General features: G+C 70.6%; 15 protein-coding genes. 2 read left to right on the forward strand and 13 right to left on the reverse strand.

Translation table 11 applies throughout. From position 1 onward, the window contains the following. The first annotated feature begins 29 nt into the window (after positions 1–29). Positions 30–1,202: a globin domain-containing protein gene (locus ABD743_RS07570; protein ID WP_344720165.1), complete on the forward strand. Its 1,173-nt coding sequence runs from the start codon at positions 30–32 to the stop codon at positions 1,200–1,202. A gap of 77 nt (positions 1,203–1,279) precedes the next feature. On the opposite strand, the gene ABD743_RS07575 is transcribed toward ABD743_RS07570, so the two are convergent. The 11 genes from ABD743_RS07575 to ABD743_RS07625 all read right to left on the reverse strand — a co-directional run bounded on the left by ABD743_RS07575 (position 1,280) and on the right by ABD743_RS07625 (position 13,419). Continuing rightward, entirely contained in the window at positions 1,280–1,738 is a 459-nt protein-coding gene (locus ABD743_RS07575) for a heat shock protein transcriptional repressor HspR (RefSeq protein ID WP_344720166.1), read from the reverse strand. After that, positions 1,735–2,940: a DnaJ C-terminal domain-containing protein gene (locus ABD743_RS07580; protein ID WP_344720167.1), complete on the reverse strand. Its 1,206-nt coding sequence runs from the start codon at positions 2,938–2,940 to the stop codon at positions 1,735–1,737. Before ABD743_RS07580 ends, ABD743_RS07575 begins: the two co-directional genes overlap by 4 nt. 19 nt (positions 2,941–2,959) lie before the next feature. Continuing rightward, entirely contained in the window at positions 2,960–3,634 is a 675-nt protein-coding gene (grpE, locus tag ABD743_RS07585; RefSeq protein WP_344720168.1) for a nucleotide exchange factor GrpE, read from the reverse strand. Then, a complete protein-coding gene (gene dnaK / locus ABD743_RS07590) occupies positions 3,631–5,490 on the reverse strand; it encodes a molecular chaperone DnaK (protein ID WP_344720740.1) in 1,860 nt (619 codons plus the stop codon). The genes grpE and dnaK overlap by 4 nt, the downstream gene beginning before the upstream one ends. 167 nt (positions 5,491–5,657) lie before the next feature. Then, entirely contained in the window at positions 5,658–6,086 is a 429-nt protein-coding gene (locus tag ABD743_RS07595) for a hypothetical protein (protein ID WP_344720169.1), read from the reverse strand. A gap of 37 nt (positions 6,087–6,123) precedes the next feature. Beyond that, positions 6,124–7,116, reverse strand: coding sequence for a C40 family peptidase (locus tag ABD743_RS07600; protein WP_344720170.1), 993 nt, complete (start codon positions 7,114–7,116; stop codon positions 6,124–6,126). Positions 7,117–7,132: 16 nt separating this feature from the next. Beyond that, on the reverse strand, positions 7,133–7,753 hold the full coding sequence (locus ABD743_RS07605) for a hypothetical protein (protein ID WP_344720171.1): 621 nt from the start codon (positions 7,751–7,753) through the stop codon (positions 7,133–7,135). Continuing rightward, positions 7,743–9,662, reverse strand: coding sequence for a hypothetical protein (locus ABD743_RS07610; protein WP_344720172.1), 1,920 nt, complete (start codon positions 9,660–9,662; stop codon positions 7,743–7,745). The genes ABD743_RS07605 and ABD743_RS07610 overlap by 11 nt, the downstream gene beginning before the upstream one ends. Continuing rightward, positions 9,662–12,679, reverse strand: a complete 3,018-nt coding sequence (locus tag ABD743_RS07615) for an ATP-binding protein (RefSeq protein WP_344720174.1) — start codon at positions 12,677–12,679, stop codon at positions 9,662–9,664. Before ABD743_RS07615 ends, ABD743_RS07610 begins: the two co-directional genes overlap by 1 nt. Continuing rightward, positions 12,666–13,151 (reverse strand): hypothetical protein, encoded by a 486-nt coding sequence (locus ABD743_RS07620; protein WP_344720176.1) that lies wholly within the window; start codon positions 13,149–13,151, stop codon positions 12,666–12,668. Before ABD743_RS07620 ends, ABD743_RS07615 begins: the two co-directional genes overlap by 14 nt. A gap of 4 nt (positions 13,152–13,155) precedes the next feature. Further along, on the reverse strand, positions 13,156–13,419 hold the full coding sequence (locus ABD743_RS07625; protein ID WP_241036657.1) for a hypothetical protein: 264 nt from the start codon (positions 13,417–13,419) through the stop codon (positions 13,156–13,158). Between the two features lie 432 nt (positions 13,420–13,851). Here ABD743_RS07625 and ABD743_RS07630 point away from each other — a divergent pair, with 432 nt between their 5' ends. Beyond that, positions 13,852–16,179: a (Fe-S)-binding protein gene (locus ABD743_RS07630; protein WP_344720178.1), complete on the forward strand. Its 2,328-nt coding sequence runs from the start codon at positions 13,852–13,854 to the stop codon at positions 16,177–16,179. 24 nt (positions 16,180–16,203) lie between these two features. On the opposite strand, the gene ABD743_RS07635 is transcribed toward ABD743_RS07630, so the two are convergent. Next, positions 16,204–17,106 carry a hypothetical protein gene (locus ABD743_RS07635; protein ID WP_344720180.1) on the reverse strand — a complete coding sequence of 301 codons (903 nt, stop codon included), beginning with the start codon at positions 17,104–17,106 and terminating at the stop codon, positions 16,204–16,206. 52 nt (positions 17,107–17,158) lie between these two features. After that, positions 17,159–18,067: a helix-turn-helix transcriptional regulator gene (locus tag ABD743_RS07640; protein WP_344720182.1), complete on the reverse strand. Its 909-nt coding sequence runs from the start codon at positions 18,065–18,067 to the stop codon at positions 17,159–17,161. Positions 18,068–18,177 lie beyond the last annotated feature (110 nt).

Below are 18,177 nucleotides of genomic sequence, written 5' to 3' on the forward strand. Positions count from 1 at the left end.
GATCATCGAGCAGGAAGAGTCGGCCATCCATGACCGCTGAACAGTTGCTCGCTGCCGACCTCCCCAGCGTCGGTGCGCCCCGCAGCGAGCAGTCCGGAATGGTCGAGCTCATCCGGTCCAGCTTCGCGCTGGTCGAGCCGCACATGGACGACCTCGGGCGGTACTTCTACGCCACGCTGTTCCAGATCGCGCCGCAGACCCGCGACCTTTTCCCGGTCAACATGGAGGTGCAGCGCAGCCGCCTGCTGCGGGCGCTCGTGCACGTCGTCCAGATGGTCGACCAGCCCGACGACCTCACGCCCTTCCTCGAGCAGCTCGGACGTGACCACCGCAAGTTCGGGGTGCTCGCCCAGCACTACGACGCAGTGGGGGCATCGCTGCTCGGCACCATCAGCCACCACGCCGGCGCTGCCTGGACGCCGGAGGTCCAGAAGGCCTGGTCCGAGGCCTACGGAATCGTCGCGAACGCCATGATCAGTGCCGCACAGGCCGAGCGAGGCCCGGCGTCCTGGCTCGGGCGGGTGGTCGACCACCGACGCGTCGGCTGGGACCTCGCCGTGATCACGCTGCAGACCAGCGAGCCGATCCCGTACCGGGCGGGCCAGTACCTGAGCGTGGAGACGCCCCAACGGCCACGCCTGTGGCGCTACCTGTCCCCGGCCAACGCTCCGAGGACCGACGGCACCCTCGAGTTCCACGTCCGCGCCGTCGACGGCGGATGGGTGAGCCGGGCGATCGTCGCCCACTCCCGGATAGGCGACACCTGGCGGATCGGGCCGCCGATGGGTCGCATGCACGTCGAAGCCGGCACCGGACGTGACCTCCTGATGGTCACGGGCGGCACCGGCATGGCTCCGATCAAGTCCCTGCTCGAGGACCTGTCCACGCGCCCTGAGCAGCCTCGCACGCAGGTGTTCGTGGGCGGCCGCACGTGGGACGACCTGTACGACTTCCCCAGCCTGCGACGGCTCTCCTTCAGCAACACCTGGCTCGACGTGATCCCCGTCGTCGAGAAGGACGAGGGCGGCTCGGGCGCCGAGCGGGGCACCCTGGCCGACGTCGTCACGCGCTACGGAGCGTGGGCCGACCACGACGTGCTGGTCTGTGGGTCACCGGCCATGATCCGCGCCACGGTGTCCCGGATGCTGGTGGCGGGCACACCCCTGGACCGCATCCGGTACGACCCGTTCACGATGGACTGATCCGGCCCACCACGCACACGTCTTGGCCACCGCGCACACGTCAGGACGTCTGTGCGGTGGTCAAGAGGTATGTGCGGTCAGCTCTGCTTCTCTTCGCGGCGCGGTTTCGGCCGCCACACCACCAAGGCCTGGCGGCGGTCCACCGGCACCAGGTCCCGTCGGTACGAGGCATGCACGCTCGCTGCTGCCTGCTCCGCCGCGGCGTGGGCGGCCATCAGCTCATGTGTCAGCTCGTCCAGACGGGAGCGCAGATCGTCGACGAGCTGCTCCAGCTCGATGATCCGCTTGATGCCCGCGAGGTTCACGCCCTCCTCCTGGGAGAGCCGCTGAACCTCGCGGAGCAGAGCGATGTCACGAACCGAGTAGCGCCGCCCGCCGCCCGCCGACCGGCCGGGGCTCACGAGCCCCAGCCGGTCGTAGCTGCGCAGCGTCTGGGCGTGCAGCCCGGCCAGCTCCGCCGCCACCGAGATGACGAAGATGGGGCTGTCCGGGTTGGCGCCCGGGGGTAGCGCCGGGCCGCCGGGGGTGGTGCTCACGACCCGCTCCCGAGCAGATCGGCGCGCGGGTCGAACGACTTGGTGGCCTCGGCGTAGGCCTGCAACGCCTCGGTGGCACCGTCGTCGAGCGATTTCGGCACGGCCACCTCGACCGTGACGAGCAGGTCACCGGTCTTTCCGCTCTTGCGTTTCACACCGCGCCCGCGCACCCGGAACGTGCGCCCGCTCGAGGTGCCCGGGGGAATCCTGAGCGACACGGTGGAGCCGAGCGTGGGCACGGTCAGCGTGCTGCCGAGCGCCACCTCGGGGTAGGTGACCGGCACCGTCAGCGTCAGGTCATCGGAGTTGCGCTCCGACCGCCCGAAGAGCCGGTGGGGCGTGACGTGCACCTTCACGTACAGGTCACCGGCAGGTGCACCACCCCGGCCCGGTTCGCCCTGCCCCTTGAGCCGGATCTGCTGCCCGTCGGCCACACCGGCCGGAACCCGGACGGTGAGCAGGCGGGTGCGGGTGCTGACACCGTCGCCCCCGCACTCGGGGCACGGGTCGTCGATGATCCGACCAGTGCCACGGCAGTCGCGGCACGGCTCGGAGAACGCGAACGCGCCCTGGCTACGGCTGACCAGGCCGACGCCACCACAGGTGGGGCACTGCCGTGGCGTGCTGCCCGGCCTTGCACCGGTGCCACCGCACCGTTCACACCGGCCCGGCGACGACAGCCGCAGCTGCACCTCCGCACCGCGGACGGCGTCGTTGAAGTCGATACGCAGCTCGCTCTCGACGTCGGCACCACGCTGCGCCCGAGGGCCCGTGGTGGTGCCGGCCCCGGCGCGGTTTCCGAAGATCCCACCGAGGATGTCGCCGAGCCCGCCGGCCCCGCCTGCGCCGGCGGACCCGGCACCGGCCCGGCCGAACAGGTCGTTCAGATCGAAGCCCTGGCCGGCCGCGCCGCCACCGAAGCCGCCGCCGGGGAAGCCCCCGCCGGCTCCGTAGCCGCCGCCACCGGCGAAGAGCGCACGCGTCTCGTCGTACTCACGGCGCTTCTTCTCGTCGGACAGCACCCCGTACGCCTCGGACACGGTCTTGAACCGCGCCTCGGCGTTGGCGTCACCGGGATTGGCATCCGGGTGGAGCTCACGCGCAAGCTTCCGGTACGCCTTCTTGATGTCGTCCGCGGACGCGCCGGAGGTGACGCCCAGCTCGCGGTAGAAGTCCTTCTCGATCCAGTCGCGCTGGGTCACTCCGCCTCCTTCGCGTCTTTCAGAGCCCCTCAGCGGGGCCGGGTTCAGTTGTGGTGGTCAGCGGAGGCTGGGTGGTGCCGTCGTCCGGGCGGTCGGTGACCGCCACCATCGCGGGCCGCAGTACGCGGTCGGCGATGCGGTAGCCGGGGCGGAGAACCGCCGAGACCACCGTGACGGTCGGTCCGCCGGACCCACCGCCCTCGTGCTGCACGGCCTCGTGGATCGACGGGTCGAAGGGATCACCCTCCAGCCCGAACGGCTCCAGCCCGAGCTTCTGCACGACGGCGACGAGCTTGTCGGCAACGGCCTTGAACGGGCCGGTGAGATCGCCGTGCGCTTCGGCGCGGTCCAGGTCGTCGAGCACGGTGAGCAGTTCGGAGACGAACTGCACGCGCGCGCCGACGAGCACGCTCTCGCGATCGCGGTCGACACGCCGCCGGTAGTTGGCGTACTCCGCGCTGACCCGCTGCAGGTCGGCGGTGCGCTCGGCGACCTGGGCGGCGAGCTCCGCAGCCGCGAGGGCGTCGGCCGCGGTGTCCGGTGCCGGTGCCTCCGGGGCGGTCCCGGCCGACTCCTCGGCCGGGACGCGCACCTCACCGGTCACCGGGTCGATCCGGCGCCGGTTCCGGACCACGACCCGCTCGCCCTCTGCGCCGTTCTCGCTGCGCTCGTTGCGGTGGTCGCGTTCGGTCACTTCTTGTCCTTGTCCTCGTCGACGATCTCGGCGTCCACGACGTCGTCGTCGGCGCTGCTGCTGCCCTGGGCCTGGCCGCCGTCGGCGCCCGGAGTGGCGGCACCCTCGGCACCCGGCTGCTGATACAGCGCGGCACCCATCTTCTGGGACTCGGTGGCGAGCTTCTCCATCGACGACTTGATCGCGTCGGTGTCGGTGCCCTTCAGCGCGGCCTGCGCCTCACCGAGAGCAGCGTTGACGCTGTCCTTGACGTCGCTCGGGAGCTTCTCCTCGTTCTCCTTGACGAACTTCTCCGTCTGGTAGACGAGCGACTCGGCCTGGTTGCGGACCTCGGCCTCCTCGCGGCGCTTCTTGTCCTCCTCGGCGTGCTGCTCGGCCTCACGCATCATCCGGTCGATCTCGTCCTTGCCCAGGGCGGACCCGCCGGTGATCGTCATGGCCTGGCTCTTGCCGGTGCCCAGGTCCTTCGCGGACACGTTGACGATGCCGTTGGCGTCGATGTCGAAGGAGACCTCGATCTGCGGCACGCCACGCGGGGCCGGCGGCAGGCCGGTCAGCTCGAACATGCCGAGCTTCTTGTTGTAGGACGCGATCTCGCGCTCGCCCTGGAACACCTGGATCTGCACGGACGGCTGGTTGTCGTCGGCCGTCGTGAAGATCTCCGACCGCTTGGTGGGGATCGTGGTGTTGCGCTCGATGAGCTTGGTCATCACGCCACCCTTGGTCTCGATGCCCAGGGACAGCGGGGTGACGTCGAGCAGCAGGACGTCCTTGACCTCACCGCGCAGCACACCGGCCTGCAGGGCGGCGCCGACGGCGACGACCTCGTCCGGGTTGACGCCCTTGTTGGGCTCCTTGCCGCCGGTGAGCTCCTTCACCAGCTCGGTGACGGCCGGCATGCGGGTGGAACCACCCACGAGCACGACGTGGTCGATGTCGCCGACGGAGATGCCGGCGTCCTTCACGACCTGGTTGAACGGCGCACGGGTGCGGTCGAGCAGGTCGGAGGTGATGCGCTGGAACTCGGCCCGCGACAGCGTCTCGTCGAGGAACAGCGGGTTCTTGTCGGCGTCGACCGTGATGTAGGGCAGGTTGATCGTGGCCGTCGACTGGCTCGACAGCTCGATCTTGGCCTTCTCAGCGGCCTCACGCAGCCGCTGCATCGCCATCTTGTCCTTGGTCAGGTCGATGCCCTGGCTGTTCTTGAACTTGTCGACGAGCCAGGTGATGATCCGCTCGTCCCAGTCGTCACCACCGAGGTGGTTGTCGCCGTTGGTGGCCTTCACCTCGACGACGCCCTCGCCGATCTCCAGCAGCGAGACGTCGAACGTGCCGCCACCGAGGTCGAAGACCAGGATGGTCTGCTCCTTCTCGCCCTTGTCGAGCCCATATGCCAGAGCGGCAGCGGTGGGCTCGTTGACGATCCGCAGGACGTTGAGGCCCGCGATCTGGCCGGCCTCCTTGGTGGCCTGGCGCTGGGCGTCCTCGAAGTAGGCGGGGACGGTGATGACCGCGTCGGTGATCGTCTCGCCCAGGTACGACTCGGCGTCGCGCTTGAGCTTCTGCAGCACGCGCGCGCTGATCTCCTGCGCGGAGTACTTCTTGCCGTCGATGTCCGGCGTGGTCCAGTTGGTGCCGATGTGACGCTTGACCGACCGGATCGTCCGGTCGACGTTCGTCACGGCCTGGTTCTTCGCCGACTGCCCGACGAGCACCTCGCCGTTGCGGGCGAAAGCGACCACGGACGGAGTGGTCCGGGCGCCCTCCGAGTTGGCGATGACCGTCGGCTCGCCACCTTCGAGGACGGCGACGACGGAGTTGGTGGTCCCGAGGTCGATGCCGACCGCACGAGCCATGGTGATTGCCTCCGAGTAGCTTGAGTTCGGTTCGCTCAAGTCTTCCACGGTACCGACCGGGCCTGCGATGCGCCCTTGAGTCGGTCCCGCTCAACTTGCTCGTTCCGTCCAACGCGGTTCCCGGCGCGGGTGTTCCCGCTCCGTCGCGCGGAGGCGACCGGCAGCTCCTACAGGGCCTCGGCAGGGCGCGGTTCGATCCGGCCTGCGGAGGCCGGGGGCAGCGGATCGGTGACCGGTGCGAGCACGCGGTGGTTCTCCGGGTCGGGCACCACCTGGTCTGCGCTGTCGCGGTACTCCAGCTCCCCGTCCGGGCCGAGGTCGGCCACGTAGCCCGCGGCCGCGAGCTGCTCCTCGTCCAGGTCGACCAGCAGCTCCCAGCGGCTCGCCACGACGAGGTAGTCGGGCCATGGCAGGTCCCCGTAGGCGTCGTGCAGGTCGGCGAGCAGCCCCACGAACACCTGCTGCCACCGCAACGGCATCGACTGGGCGAGCGAACGCGGCACCACCAGGTAGTCGTCGTTGGCGCCACGGGCAGGCCGATCGAGGTAATCCTGCAGCGGGGTCGTGGATGCCGGGACGGAGGGTTCGGGTGGCATTGCTACTCCTGCTCTTACGCGGACGCCGGTCAGGACCCTAAGCGCGGTTCGGTGATGTACCCGGGCGAGTTGCCAGCGGCACGAGCTCCGAATAGTTCCACGGCACGGGCTGCACCCGCACTGATTGCCCGGTGTACGGCGCCTCCACCATCTGTCCGTTGCCCATGTACAGCATCACGTGGTGGATGGTGGACGGATCGGACGGATCGGTGGCGTAGAAGAGCAGATCCCCCGGCTGTGCCTGCGAGACGGGGACGTGGCCGCCCGCGTAGAACTGCTGACGCGACACCCTCGGGAGGTTGATCCCGGCCGACTGGAAGGCGCGCAACATCAGGCCGGAGCAGTCGTACGTGTTCGGCCCGGTGGCGCCCCACACGTAGGGCTTCCCGACCTCGTCGAGGGCGAAGGCGATCGCCGCCCCGGCAGCTCCCTGGGGGAGCATCGCCGTCTGCCCGCACCCGGCCGGATCGCTCACGTCAGCAAGCTGCTGGACGAGATCGGAGGCCAGGCCCTCCCACTTGGCGTACGCGTCGGGGAAGGCCGAGCGCTGCACGATCTGCGCCGCCACCGTCACCGGCATGTCGGCCCATCCGGGCACGGCGAGGAGGCGCTGGATGAAGATCGTGGTGCTGTAGACGGGGTCGGTGATCTGGCTCGGCGCTCCCCACCCCTGCGAGGGCCGCTGCTGGAAGAGTCCGAGCGAGTCCCGGTCGCCGTAGTTGATGTTGCGCAGGGTGGACTCCTGCATCGCCGTGGCGAGCGCGACGAGCCAGGCCCGCGGCGGGGCACCCATGTTCCGGGCGGTCTGGATGATGATCGCGGCGTTGCGCCGCTGCTCGTCGCTCAGGTTGCTCGCCCGGATTCCGGAGCTGCCCCCGGCGAGCCCGGCGTCACAGGGCCCGTACGACTGCGAGCGGCCGGCCCCGCTCCCCGTGCTGAACAGGACGAACCCGACTCCGAGGAACAACCCCAGTGCGGCCGCAATCGCGACGAACGGGATGAGGAGCCGCAGCGGCCGGAGCAGGTTCATCGCCGGTCCACGGCCCTCAGGTCCGGTCGTAGCCGGCGACCCGCCAGCCCTCGGTGTCGGTGTCGACCACGAGGACGAGCAGCGTGAGCGCGTCCGTGGGCACCTCGACCTGCACCGAACGCGGGGAGACCCGCACCGCGCGCGGCTCCCCCGTGACCCGGGTGGCCGGGATGTTGCCGGGGTCGACGCCGCTGAGCACCCCGAGGTACTCGTCGGTCGTGGTGGACCGCAGCCCGTCGAGCCACTCGTCGGCGGTGGTGCCGGCCGGTGGCCGCACCCACGCGGCGGACCAGCGGGCCGCCACCGAGAGGGCGGCCGCCGGGGCTTGCGACAGCGGCAGGTTCTTCGGCTCGAGTTCCGGCACGGGCGGTAGCGCCGTCGGGGCCGGCGTCAGCGGGACGGCAGGCGATCCCGGGAGCCGTGGCGCCGAGGAAGCCGGGTTCGAAGGGGACTCCGGGCCGGTGAGCAGGCCTCGCTCGGGCGAGCGGCCGGCCAGCGAGGTGACACCGAAGCTGACCCCGCCTGCCACCGCGACGACCACGATCACCGTGATCACGAGCCGGGCCGGGGACTGAAGTGGCCACTGCCAGATCCCGCGGTAGGCAGCAGCCCGTCCGCGCGGCGACCTAATCGGCACGGCTGGTCCCGCCGCTCGGGCTGTAGGCCGCCGGCGCCGAACGCGGCCGGTAGATGCGGTACACCGGGACGCCGTCGACCAGTTCGGCCTGCACCGGACGCGCTCCGCCCGGGCGCAGCGGCACGGAGTCCGGGCGGCGGTAGATCACGCGGTCGTCGACCTCACCGGGATCGGCCCAGCTCGGCCTCGACCCACCGGCGCGCGCACCGCTGGGCCCGGCGGGGAGTGCCGGGCGACGGGCCGCCGGAACGAGCAGGGGAGCAGGCGGCGCGTCGGACTCCGCTCGCCTGCGCGCCGGCCGGGCGCCCTGCTGGGTGGGGATCCGGATGCCCGGCTCGGCCTCCGGCCGCCCGCCGTCGGGATACGGGTAGGCCGACGCCGCATCGCGTCGCTCGTTCCACCACCGGGACTGCCGGTCCTCGGTGGGGCCGCCGCGCATGCGCAGCCAGACCCGGGACATCGGCCCGGAGCCCGCCCCCGGCACGATCCCGCCGAACTGGTCGCGGGTGAGCGACACCATCGACACGAGCCGCCGGAACGGCCGGGCCACGGCCCAGAGGACCACCGTGACCACGCCCGTGACGAGCAGCCCGAGCCAGAGATCGACGCCGCTGCCGGGACGGAACAGCGACACCACCAGCAGCGCGTGGAGCCCGGCCAGCGCCCCCACGACCAGGGTGTTGACGATCGCCGCGCCTGCGACGCGCAGCACCGCCGGGAGGATGTCGGGCTTGAGCACGGCCACCACGGCGACCGCGGGCGCGGTCATCACCAGAAGCCGCAGCAACAGCATCGCGACCAGCACGAGCACCTTGGACAGCAGCTGGAACAGCGCGATGCACAGCGCCTGCACCACCGCCAGGAGCCCGGCCCCGATGCGGCTCCCGGACGTGCCCTGGAAATAGGAGTACCGGTCGCCCATGCGACCTGCGAGCGCGGCGAAGTCGGCCTTCTTCTGCTCGGCGAGCTGCACCGTGTCGCGGCCTTCGGCGACCTCGGGCTTCGTGAACGTCTGCGCGCGCAGCAGGTCGCGCCCCAGCTCCTTCGCCTGCGGCACCTCGGGGGAGCCGAACTCGCCGCGCAGCCAGTTCTGGTAGATCACCTGGTCGACCAGCACGGTCGGCAGGGTGTCCCGATCGCCGAGCCCGACCTGGCCGAGGAAGCCCTGCTGCATGTCGGTGACCCCGTTGAGCAGCAGGGGGTCGGCCGCCTTCGCCCAGTCGACCGGAGCGAGGTACGCCGCCGAGCCGATGAGGAGGGCGAGCGCCGCGAACCCGGCGCGCTGCGTCTGCCTTGCGAGGTCCCCGCGCAGCGCGAGCACGAGCAGCAGCACCGCGAGGATCAGCAGCACCGGGCCGATGAACGTGGTGAACACGGCTTGGTACATCGCACGGGTGCCATCGCTGATCAGCTGGTCGAGCGGGGCGAGCACCTCTCCGCCGTCGGCGATCAGATAGTGGGCCCAGTTGACCCCGGCGACGAGGAACTTCGCGACGTTGAAGGTCTGGTTGCCCAGCCAGGTGTCGGTGCTGGTGGCCGGGTTGACGACCGCGCCTGCGCAGCCGAGGTCGTAGTTGTGCCAGACGAGGCCGGCGTACCCGACCTCGTCGTAGACGCTGCCGGGCTCACCCACCCCGTAGGTCGGCGGATCGAGCGAACCGACCAGTCCGGTGCCAGGGCGGTCCGGCTCGGGCGACTCCTTGCAGTCCAGCGACTGCGCGAAGGCAGGCGACCCGATCAGCACCGAGCCCGCGACGAGACCGACGACGATCCCGAGGGCCACCCGGCGACGCGGCCGGACGTCACCACGCCTGCGACGGCGCCGGCGTCGAAGGTCGACCAGAACGGCTGCGCCCAGCACCAGCGCCACCGGCAGCCAGGCTGCGACCGGTGGAGGCCCCCCGGGCATCACCGACGGGCCTCCCCGACCGCCCGGACACGCTCCTGGCCCTGGCTCGCGGAATGTCCGCCGCCGTTGTCGTCGGTGGGGCGTCGGTCGTCGCCGCCGCTGTCGGCGTCGCCGAGAAGATCGAGTTCCTCGTCGTCGAGGAGTTCGTTGACCGCACCACGAGTGGAGCCGGTGTCCGGCCGGTTCACCGTGAGCAGGTCGTCAGGATCGTCGATGTCGGCGAACTCGTCATCGAGGTCGTCGCCGAGCATCACGTGGTCACGTTCGCGCCCGGGAGCGGAGCGGAGCATGTGGGACGGCACGGCGGGGCCGCGGGGAGCGGGCTCGTCGGGAGCGCGGACCGCGGCGGCGGTGCGGCCCGACACGGCTCGGGTGTTCACCCTGCTGGCGTCGGGGTTGGTGTCGAGAGCCTCACGGACGTGTTCGAGGTGCGGTGCCTCGAGGTCGATCCGGATCTTCTCCACGCCACCGTGCCCGTCGGCGAAGATGAACTGGCGCGGCGTGTCGTCGGGCCGGTCGTCGTGGCGGGGCCGGGGCGACAGCGTGCCGAGCATCTGCTCGTACCCCACGCCCGTGGGCACCTTCAGCAGGCGCAATGCCTCGCCCTGTGCCTCCTCGTCGTCGGTACGCCCGACGAACACGGCGTTGACGAGCGAGGCGAACCCGGACACCCGCAGAAGGTCGCCGGCGAGCTGGGAGGCGAACAACGCGCGGACGTTGAACTTCCGGGAGTCGCGGGCGAGCCGGTCGATGAGCACCTTGCCCGTGGGCACCTGGGACAGGAAGTGGGTCTCGTCGAGCGCCACTCCCTTGCGGAGGTTGCGGTCGGCGTCGTAGATCGTGCGCTGGGTGAGCCAGGACGCCAGGTTGAGCAGCTCGACGGCGAGGGACTCACCGTCGGTCCACTCCTCCCGTGGACTGCCCGGCCGGGGCAGCGTCATCCCCTGCATGGTGAGGACGGTGAGGCGGTAGTCCCGCTCGGCCTGCCACGGGTCGTCGCGGGAGGTGTCGGGGAACAGCAGCGCCGCCTGGGGAAGCTCGCGGCGCTCCTCCAGGAAGTCGGCCACCACCCCGGCGTGCTCCTCGCCCTCGCGCGCGTGCCTGCGCAGCGTGTCGATCACCTGGCCCGGGTGCCGGTCGGTGGCGCCACCGACCTCCCGCACCGCGCGGAGCAGCACGATGCGGGTGTGTGGAATCCGCGCCACGTCGTAGGGCAGCAGCCCTGTGAGCACGTCCAGGACGAGCCGTCGCCTCGTGGCCGCGGCGAGGGAGCGCTCACGGCGCCACGCCCGCTCGGGGTCCTCCTCGTCGGCGAAGTGGTCGGCGCGTGGTTCGGCGACCACCCGGTACGGGTTGAGAATGCCGGGGTCGGCGCGGAGCAGGTTGATGTGCCGGGAGAACGGGGCGAGCTCGGGTAGCCGGGTGAGCTCGGCGAGCGGGCCCGACGGGTCGAGCACCGTCCACCGTGCACCGGACCGCAGTGTCTTGTAGACGATCAGTCCGGTGAGGAAGGACTTGCCCGATCCCAGCCCGCCGACCACGGCGGTGAGGCCCGAGGCCCGGCGCACCTCCTGCGCGAGCCAGGGATCCCACGCCACCGGACGCCGGGTGGCCGTGCAGGTCTCGCCGATCATGATGCCGCGCCGGTCGCCGACCGACGCGGTGGCCGCGGGAACGGCGGACGCCGCCCACGTGACCGAACCGCGCCGCCGGTAGGCGGTGGACGCGAGCGGCTCGCCGGGGATGAACTCGCGGGCGAAGCGGTACTGCGCCTCCGGGTGCTCGATCTGCACCTTCGGCCGGTAGACGTCGAGCACCTGCTGCGCCCGGCTCACCGCCTCCGCCTCGTCCTTGCCCGCCACGGCGATCCGCCACCAGCCGTAGAGGCGGGTGTTGAGCTGGGTGAGCCCGGTGGTCAGCTCGTCCTCGACCTCCAGCACGCGGTCGGCCTGGCGGGCCAGCGACATCGGCGGATCGAGGTCGTGGTCGTGTGTGTAGTGCCGGATCTGGCTGCGGACCTTGCCCATCTGACGCTGCAGCTCGCCGGCCACCTCCTCGGGGCGCCGGACGTAGATCCGCGCCGACCAGTCCACCGGGAACGGGAGCCGGTCGGAATGCTGCATCCACGGGTCGTCGACCTCGGGGATGCGCAGCCCCTCCATCAACCCGAGCGACAGCACCGCGACGTTGCGGGAGACGGTCTGCGTGCGTAGCCGGCCGATCACCCGGACCGTGGGCGCGTAGGGCTCCTGGTACATCTCGACGCCGTCGGTGAACGCGGCGAGGTCCTCGGTCTCCCAGCGCGTGACACCGCCGGGCACCACCGAGAGGGTGCGCGGAGCGGGCAGACCCAGCGAACACGAGCGATGCATGAGCCACGCGATGTCGTCGGCCGAGGCAGGCACGGCGTCCAGCCCGCTTCCCGCCACGAGCGAGTCGAGGTGGCCGACCTCGGTGGCCAGCGCGGCGAGCTCGGCACGCACCGCGGCGGGCGCGACCTTGCCCAGCACCGGCGCGGCGCGCTCCACCCAGCGATCGAGCATCCCTCGTCCGGAGACCTCGATGCCGAGGAAGACCTCCTTGTCCGACATCGACAGTCCCATGAGGTGCCGCTGTTCACCCTCGAGGAACCCGTCCCAGCCCAGGGCACCGGCGACGTCGGGCAGGCGGCCCATCGCGTTGTGGTCGAACGACTCCGCCCACATGTGCACGGGGTAGGGCCGTGTGGTGACGCGCAGGTGCAGCCAGCGGCCCTGTAGCTCCCCGAGCTGCGCAGCGATCTGCCGGATCAGCACCTCGCGCTGGGAGTCGCTGCGGAAACTCCAGGCCTGGGCCGAGAGCCGGTACCAGGCCATCACCTGGGTGCCGGTGCGCGTCAGGTGTCCCTCGATCGACCGCAGCGCGATCTCGGGCACGTACTTGGGCAGACCCGACTCGCCCGCGAGCGCACGTCCGCGACGCCTGCCGCGCTGTCTCTCCAGGGGACTCCTGTCACGACGGGCGTCACGTCGCGCCACGTGCCCGTCCCTTCCCACGCCCGGCCGCTGCACGGCCCTTCGCGCGGCCGGTGGTCCGGCCCGTGGTCCGGCCCGACTGCCGGGAACCGCGGTCCGCCGACGACTTGCGAGGCCGGACGATCGGACCGACCCGCACGTGGTCGGAGCGAACCTCGCCACCCCCGATGGCCGTGCGCGCCCGCGGTCCGGTGATCTCGTGACGGAAGAGCTCCACAACCTGCCCGAGGGGTCGTTCGTAGTTGATGCGCTTGCCGATGAAACGAGTGATGACGATGGTGATCACGAGCGCCCACGCGACGGAGAAGAAGTCGAGCCCGATGCCGACCCGCCGCTGCAGGAACATGACGCCGATCATGACGAGGAGGCCGACGCCGTAGCTGACGTAGCGCGCACGCCACGGGAACGTGGCCCGCGGCGGACCGAGCCAGACGGAGTCGACGCGGTAGATCTCGTCGTCGGTGCGAACGAGCAACTGGTCACCCGACGAGAAGGCTTGCGAGGAAATTACCGATCTGCGGGCCGTTACCCGAGACGGCGATGCCGAGCGCGACCAGACCGATCAGAAGCCCGACACTGCGCCGCGCCACGCCGGCGTTGTCGCCCCGCCCACCGATCCATAGAAGGATGATTGCGATGGCGAGCAGTACGAGTGGGACGATATTGTTCTGGATCCACCCCTGAAGACCGGTGGTGCTCAGGCTCTCCTGCGCATACAGCGCAAGCACCTCTGGTCCGGTCATACGGCTCCTCCTTGCGGCGGTACCCACCCGAGGCTGCCGGTACCAGACCCCCCGAGCTCGTGGATACCCGAACGTGTGGGCTCAGCTATCCCGCGTTGAGTAGACCATGCTGACCAGCCGGAGCATAGTAGGTCGCCCGCACGGCGGTCATGAGGTTGCACCAAGTGCCACCGACACCGCCGACAGGGTGACTGACCAGGGCTTTGTTGGTGGTCCGACTATCTGTACCGATCGAGTGATGGTCCATCAGAAACGGGCACGGCGAGCAGCAGTTTCGGGTCATCACGTGGTGGATCGCACAAGCCGTTACCGGCCGGTAAGTTGGCCCTGATCGGCCCTATCGTTCCCGGTGGCAAGTAGGGGCCAGCGGTCTACCCTGCTCGCGGGCGGCCCGCGGCCCCCGCTCGCCGCGCCGGCCCTGGGAGGAAGACTGTGGTTGTCAGACTGGTCATCGGACTGGCCATGACAGTGGCCGCCCTGGCGGTGTCCGGCCGTCGGGCGTTCTGGCTCTATCGCCTGATCATGTCCGGCCAGCCGGCACACGACCGCAAGGACGAGCTCGGCGCGCGGCTGCGGGCCCAGCTCGTCGAGGTGTTCGGGCAGCGCAAGCTGCTGCGGTGGTCGGTGCCCGGATTGGCCCACTTCTTCACGTTCTGGGCTTTTGTGATCTTGATCACTGTCTACATCGAGGCGTACGGGGCGCTGTTCGACCACGACTTCCACATCCCGCTCATCGGACGTTCGCCGGTGCTCGGGTTCCTGCAGGACTTCATCGCCGCCGCCGCACTGATCTCCCTCGTCGTCTTCTCGGTGATCCGGCTGCGCAACGCCCCGGAGCGTGAGGCGCGGGCCTCCCGGTTCTACGGCTCCCACACCGGCGGCGCGTGGCTGATCCTCTTCATGATCTTCAACGTGCTGTGGACGCTGTTCTTCTTCCGCGGCGCGTCCTCCGCACTCGGCGTCTTCCCCTACACCTCGGGGGCGTTCGTATCGATCGGCGTCGGCCACCTGTTCGGCGGGCTGTCCACGGGCACGCTCGAGGTGATCGAGAGCGTCGGGTTGCTGCTGCACATCGGCGTGATGCTCGCCTTCACGGTGATCATCGCCTACAGCAAGCACCTGCACATCTTCATTGCGCCGATCAACGTCTCGGCCAAGCGCCTGCCCAAGGCGCTGGGCCCGCTGCCCGTCATGACCTCGAACGGCAAGCCGATCGACTTCGAGGACCCTGGCGAGGACGACGTGTTCGGCCGCGGCAAGATCGAGGACTTCACCTGGAAGGGCATGCTCGACTTCGCGACCTGCACCGAGTGCGGTCGCTGCCAGAGCCAGTGCCCGGCGTGGAACACCGGCAAGCCGCTCTCGCCGAAGCTCGTGATCATGGACCTGCGCGACCACCTGCTCGCCAAGGCGCCGTACATCATCGGCGGCAAGGAGGTGCCCGAGGGCGGGTCGCTGGAGCTCGCCGGTGAGGAGAAGGGACACGCCGTCCCCGAGGCGGGCTTCCCCCGCGTGCCCGGCTCCGGTCCCGAGCAGGCGCTGCGCCCGCTGGTCGGCACGCTGGAACAGGGTGGCGTCATCGACCCGGACGTGCTGTGGTCCTGCACCACGTGCGGCGCGTGCGTCGAGCAGTGCCCGGTGGACATCGAGCACGTCGACCACATCGTCGACATGCGCCGCAACCAGGTGCTCATCGAGTCGGAGTTCCCGTCCGAGCTCGGCGTGCTGTTCCGCAACCTGGAGAACAAGGGCAACCCCTGGGGTCAGAACGCCAAGGACCGGCTCGACTGGACCAAGAGCCTCGACTTCGAGGTGCCGGTCTTCGACGGCGAGCTGTCCGCCGACACCGAGTACCTGTTCTGGGTCGGCTGTGCAGGCGCGTTCGACGACAACGCCAAGAAGACGGTGCGGGCCACCGCGGAACTGCTCCACCGGGCCGACGTCGGGTACGTCGTGCTCGGGCCGGAAGAGAGCTGCACCGGCGACCCAGCCCGCCGCTCGGGCAACGAGTTCCTGTTCCAGATGCTCGCCCAGCAGAACGTCGAGGTCCTCAACGCGGTGTTCGAGGGCCGCGAGCCGGGCACCCGGAAGATCGTCACCACCTGCCCGCACTGCCTCAACACCCTCGGCCGCGAGTACCCGCAGCTCGACGGGCACTACGAGGTGGTGCACCACACGCAGCTGCTCAACAAGCTGGTGCGCGAGGGCAAGCTCGTCCCGGTCGCCGCGCCCGACGGGGCGATGACCGACGTCACCTACCACGACCCGTGCTACCTGGGCCGCCACAACGAGATCTACGAGGAGCCGCGCGAGCTCGTCGGAGCCGCGGGCGTGAAGCTCAACGAGATGCCCCGGCACGCCGACCGGTCCTTCTGCTGCGGCGCAGGCGGCGCCCGCATGTGGATGGAGGAGAAGATCGGGAAGCGCGTCAACCTCGAACGCGTGGACGAGGCGCTCGGCACCGGCGCGGAGAAGATCGCCACCGGCTGCCCGTTCTGCCGCGTGATGTTCTCCGACGGCCTGACCCAGCGCCAGAGCGAGGACAAGGGCGCGGGCGTCGAGATCCTCGACGTCTCCCAGATGTTGCTCGCTTCGGTTCGGCGTGGCGACGCGACGGCCGCCGACACCAACGGTTCGGTGGACGCCGTCGGCGCGGGCTCGCCCCACAACTCGGCGGACGGCGCCACCAACGGCGCCGAGCCGAAGAGCGCGCGACCCGAGGGCGCCGCCTCGCAGGAGTCCGGCTCGGGCGGGGACTGACCAGCCGCTACGTCGTGACCGGTCTCAGCAGGGACGGAAGCCGGTCACGACGTAGCGCGACGGCGCCACGGGGCCGATGGTGAAGTGGCCGATCTGCGGCCCTGCCTGCGCACCCGAACCCCAGCTCATGTTGCACGCGTCGGCTTCGATCCCCGTGGCGGTGGGCACCGAGGGGATCTCGGCCTGGGCATACCGGATGCGGTCCGACACGCGAGCCGCGAGCGCCATGACCGCGGCAGCACAGTCGGGCTGTCCGACGGAAGCGGCAAAGGGCGTGCGGGCCGGCTCGCTCAGCAGGTTGTCGCACACGGCGCCCGGACTGCCCATGGCGATCCGGTTGAGCAACGACGGCAGCACACTCTGCGGCCGCGGCGCCCCCTGATCAGCTCTGTTCAGCTGTTGCGTCACCTCGTACGACGCAGCGGCCTGCTGCTGTTGCGCAAGATTGGTCACCGCGAAACCGACGCCGGTGATCAGGCACAGCACCCCACCCGCCGCCGCCAGCCGCCAGGCCGGCAGCCGAACGAGCCCCGCGATCAGCACCCCGATGCTCGCCGCGAGCGCCCATGCCCAGGGGCCGGTGCTCATCATCAGCCCGACGACGACCACCAGGCCCGCGAGGGGCAGGTCCCATCCGCGCAGCAGCCCGTCCAGCCGCAGTATCCGCAGGACGATGAGTGCTCCGAGCCCCGCCAGCCAGGGGATCCACGACAGTCCCGAAAACGGCCACAGCAGCAGGGCAGCGGCGAGGATGGCGAGGCCGGCAGCACCTCGCCGCGAGCGGGCGAGCCGACGCCAGTCGAACCGCGGACGGGCGGGCGGCCCGGGAGGCGGAGCGGGCGGCGGGGGCTCGGAGGCGGCCGGTGGGGGAACCTGCGGACGCGCCGCGGGCAGCCACGGAGGCGGGGTGGGACGTCGCGGATCCATCGGTATCGGAATCTACTGCTCGGACTGTCCGTGTCCCAGCAATCGCGCTGAGTCAGCTGCTGCGGCCCGCTCGGCGCCACTCCTGCGGTGCGGAGCCGTGGCTGCGCCGGAACCGCTTGATGAAGTAGCTGGCGTCGCGGTAGCCGATCCTGGCGCCGATCGCCTCGACGGTGAGGTCGGTCTCCGCGAGGAGACGGCGCGCCTCCCTCATCCGTCGCTCGGTGATCCACTGCTGGACGGTGCGGCCCGTCTTCCGTCCGACCACGGTGGTGAGGTGGCCGGGTGTGAGGCCGACGGCGCGCGCGACGTCGCTCAACGAGATGGGACGCCGATAGCTCTCCTCGATGACGTCGAAGACCGCGGCGAGCATCGGCTCGTCCCGCAGCATGAGGTCACCGGAAACGTCGGCGGCCAGCCGGGAGACGGCCACGAGCACGAGCGTGAGATGCGCCAGAACGGCCTCGTTGTAGCCGTCATGCCGCTCACGGAGCTCACGCTCCAGCGCGGCCAGGCGCTCGGAGAACCCTGCGCGCTCGGCGGAGGGCACGTGGAGCCGCTGCGCACCACCCACCACGCCCCGCACGAATGGGAAGAGCAGGGGGTGCGCACGCCAGGAGAGGAAGGCGCCGGGAAGGCTCGGCTCGACCACGTCCGGGGGGAAGAACACCGCCCAGGCCGCGCCGTGCTCGCCGTCGGTGCCCTCGCCGGGAGTCACCACCTCACCGGGCGCCACCAGGAACAGGTCACCGGTGCCGAGCGGCCACTCGCGGCCGTCCACGCGGAAGGAACCACCTCCGCGCTCCACGTAGATGAGCGCGAGGAAGTCGTGCGCGTGGGGACGCAAGCGCTCCTGCACGTCGTGGCGCAGCACCTCACCCCAGCGCAGCACGCTGACGGGCGGCACTCCGGGTAGCCGGACGTAGGCGTAGAGAGGGACGCCCTGGCCCACCGTGCCGACCACAGCTGTCGATGGTGCCGAAGATCGTGCTACTGCTCCCGAAGAACCGTCCTTGGCTGCAGGTGGATCTCGTTTCAGACTCGGGGAGGACACCGAAGGATCGTCGCATGAAT

This window comes from Pseudonocardia yunnanensis (genome assembly GCF_039534065.1).
Classification (GTDB): Bacteria; Actinomycetota; Actinomycetes; order Mycobacteriales; family Pseudonocardiaceae; genus Pseudonocardia; species Pseudonocardia yunnanensis.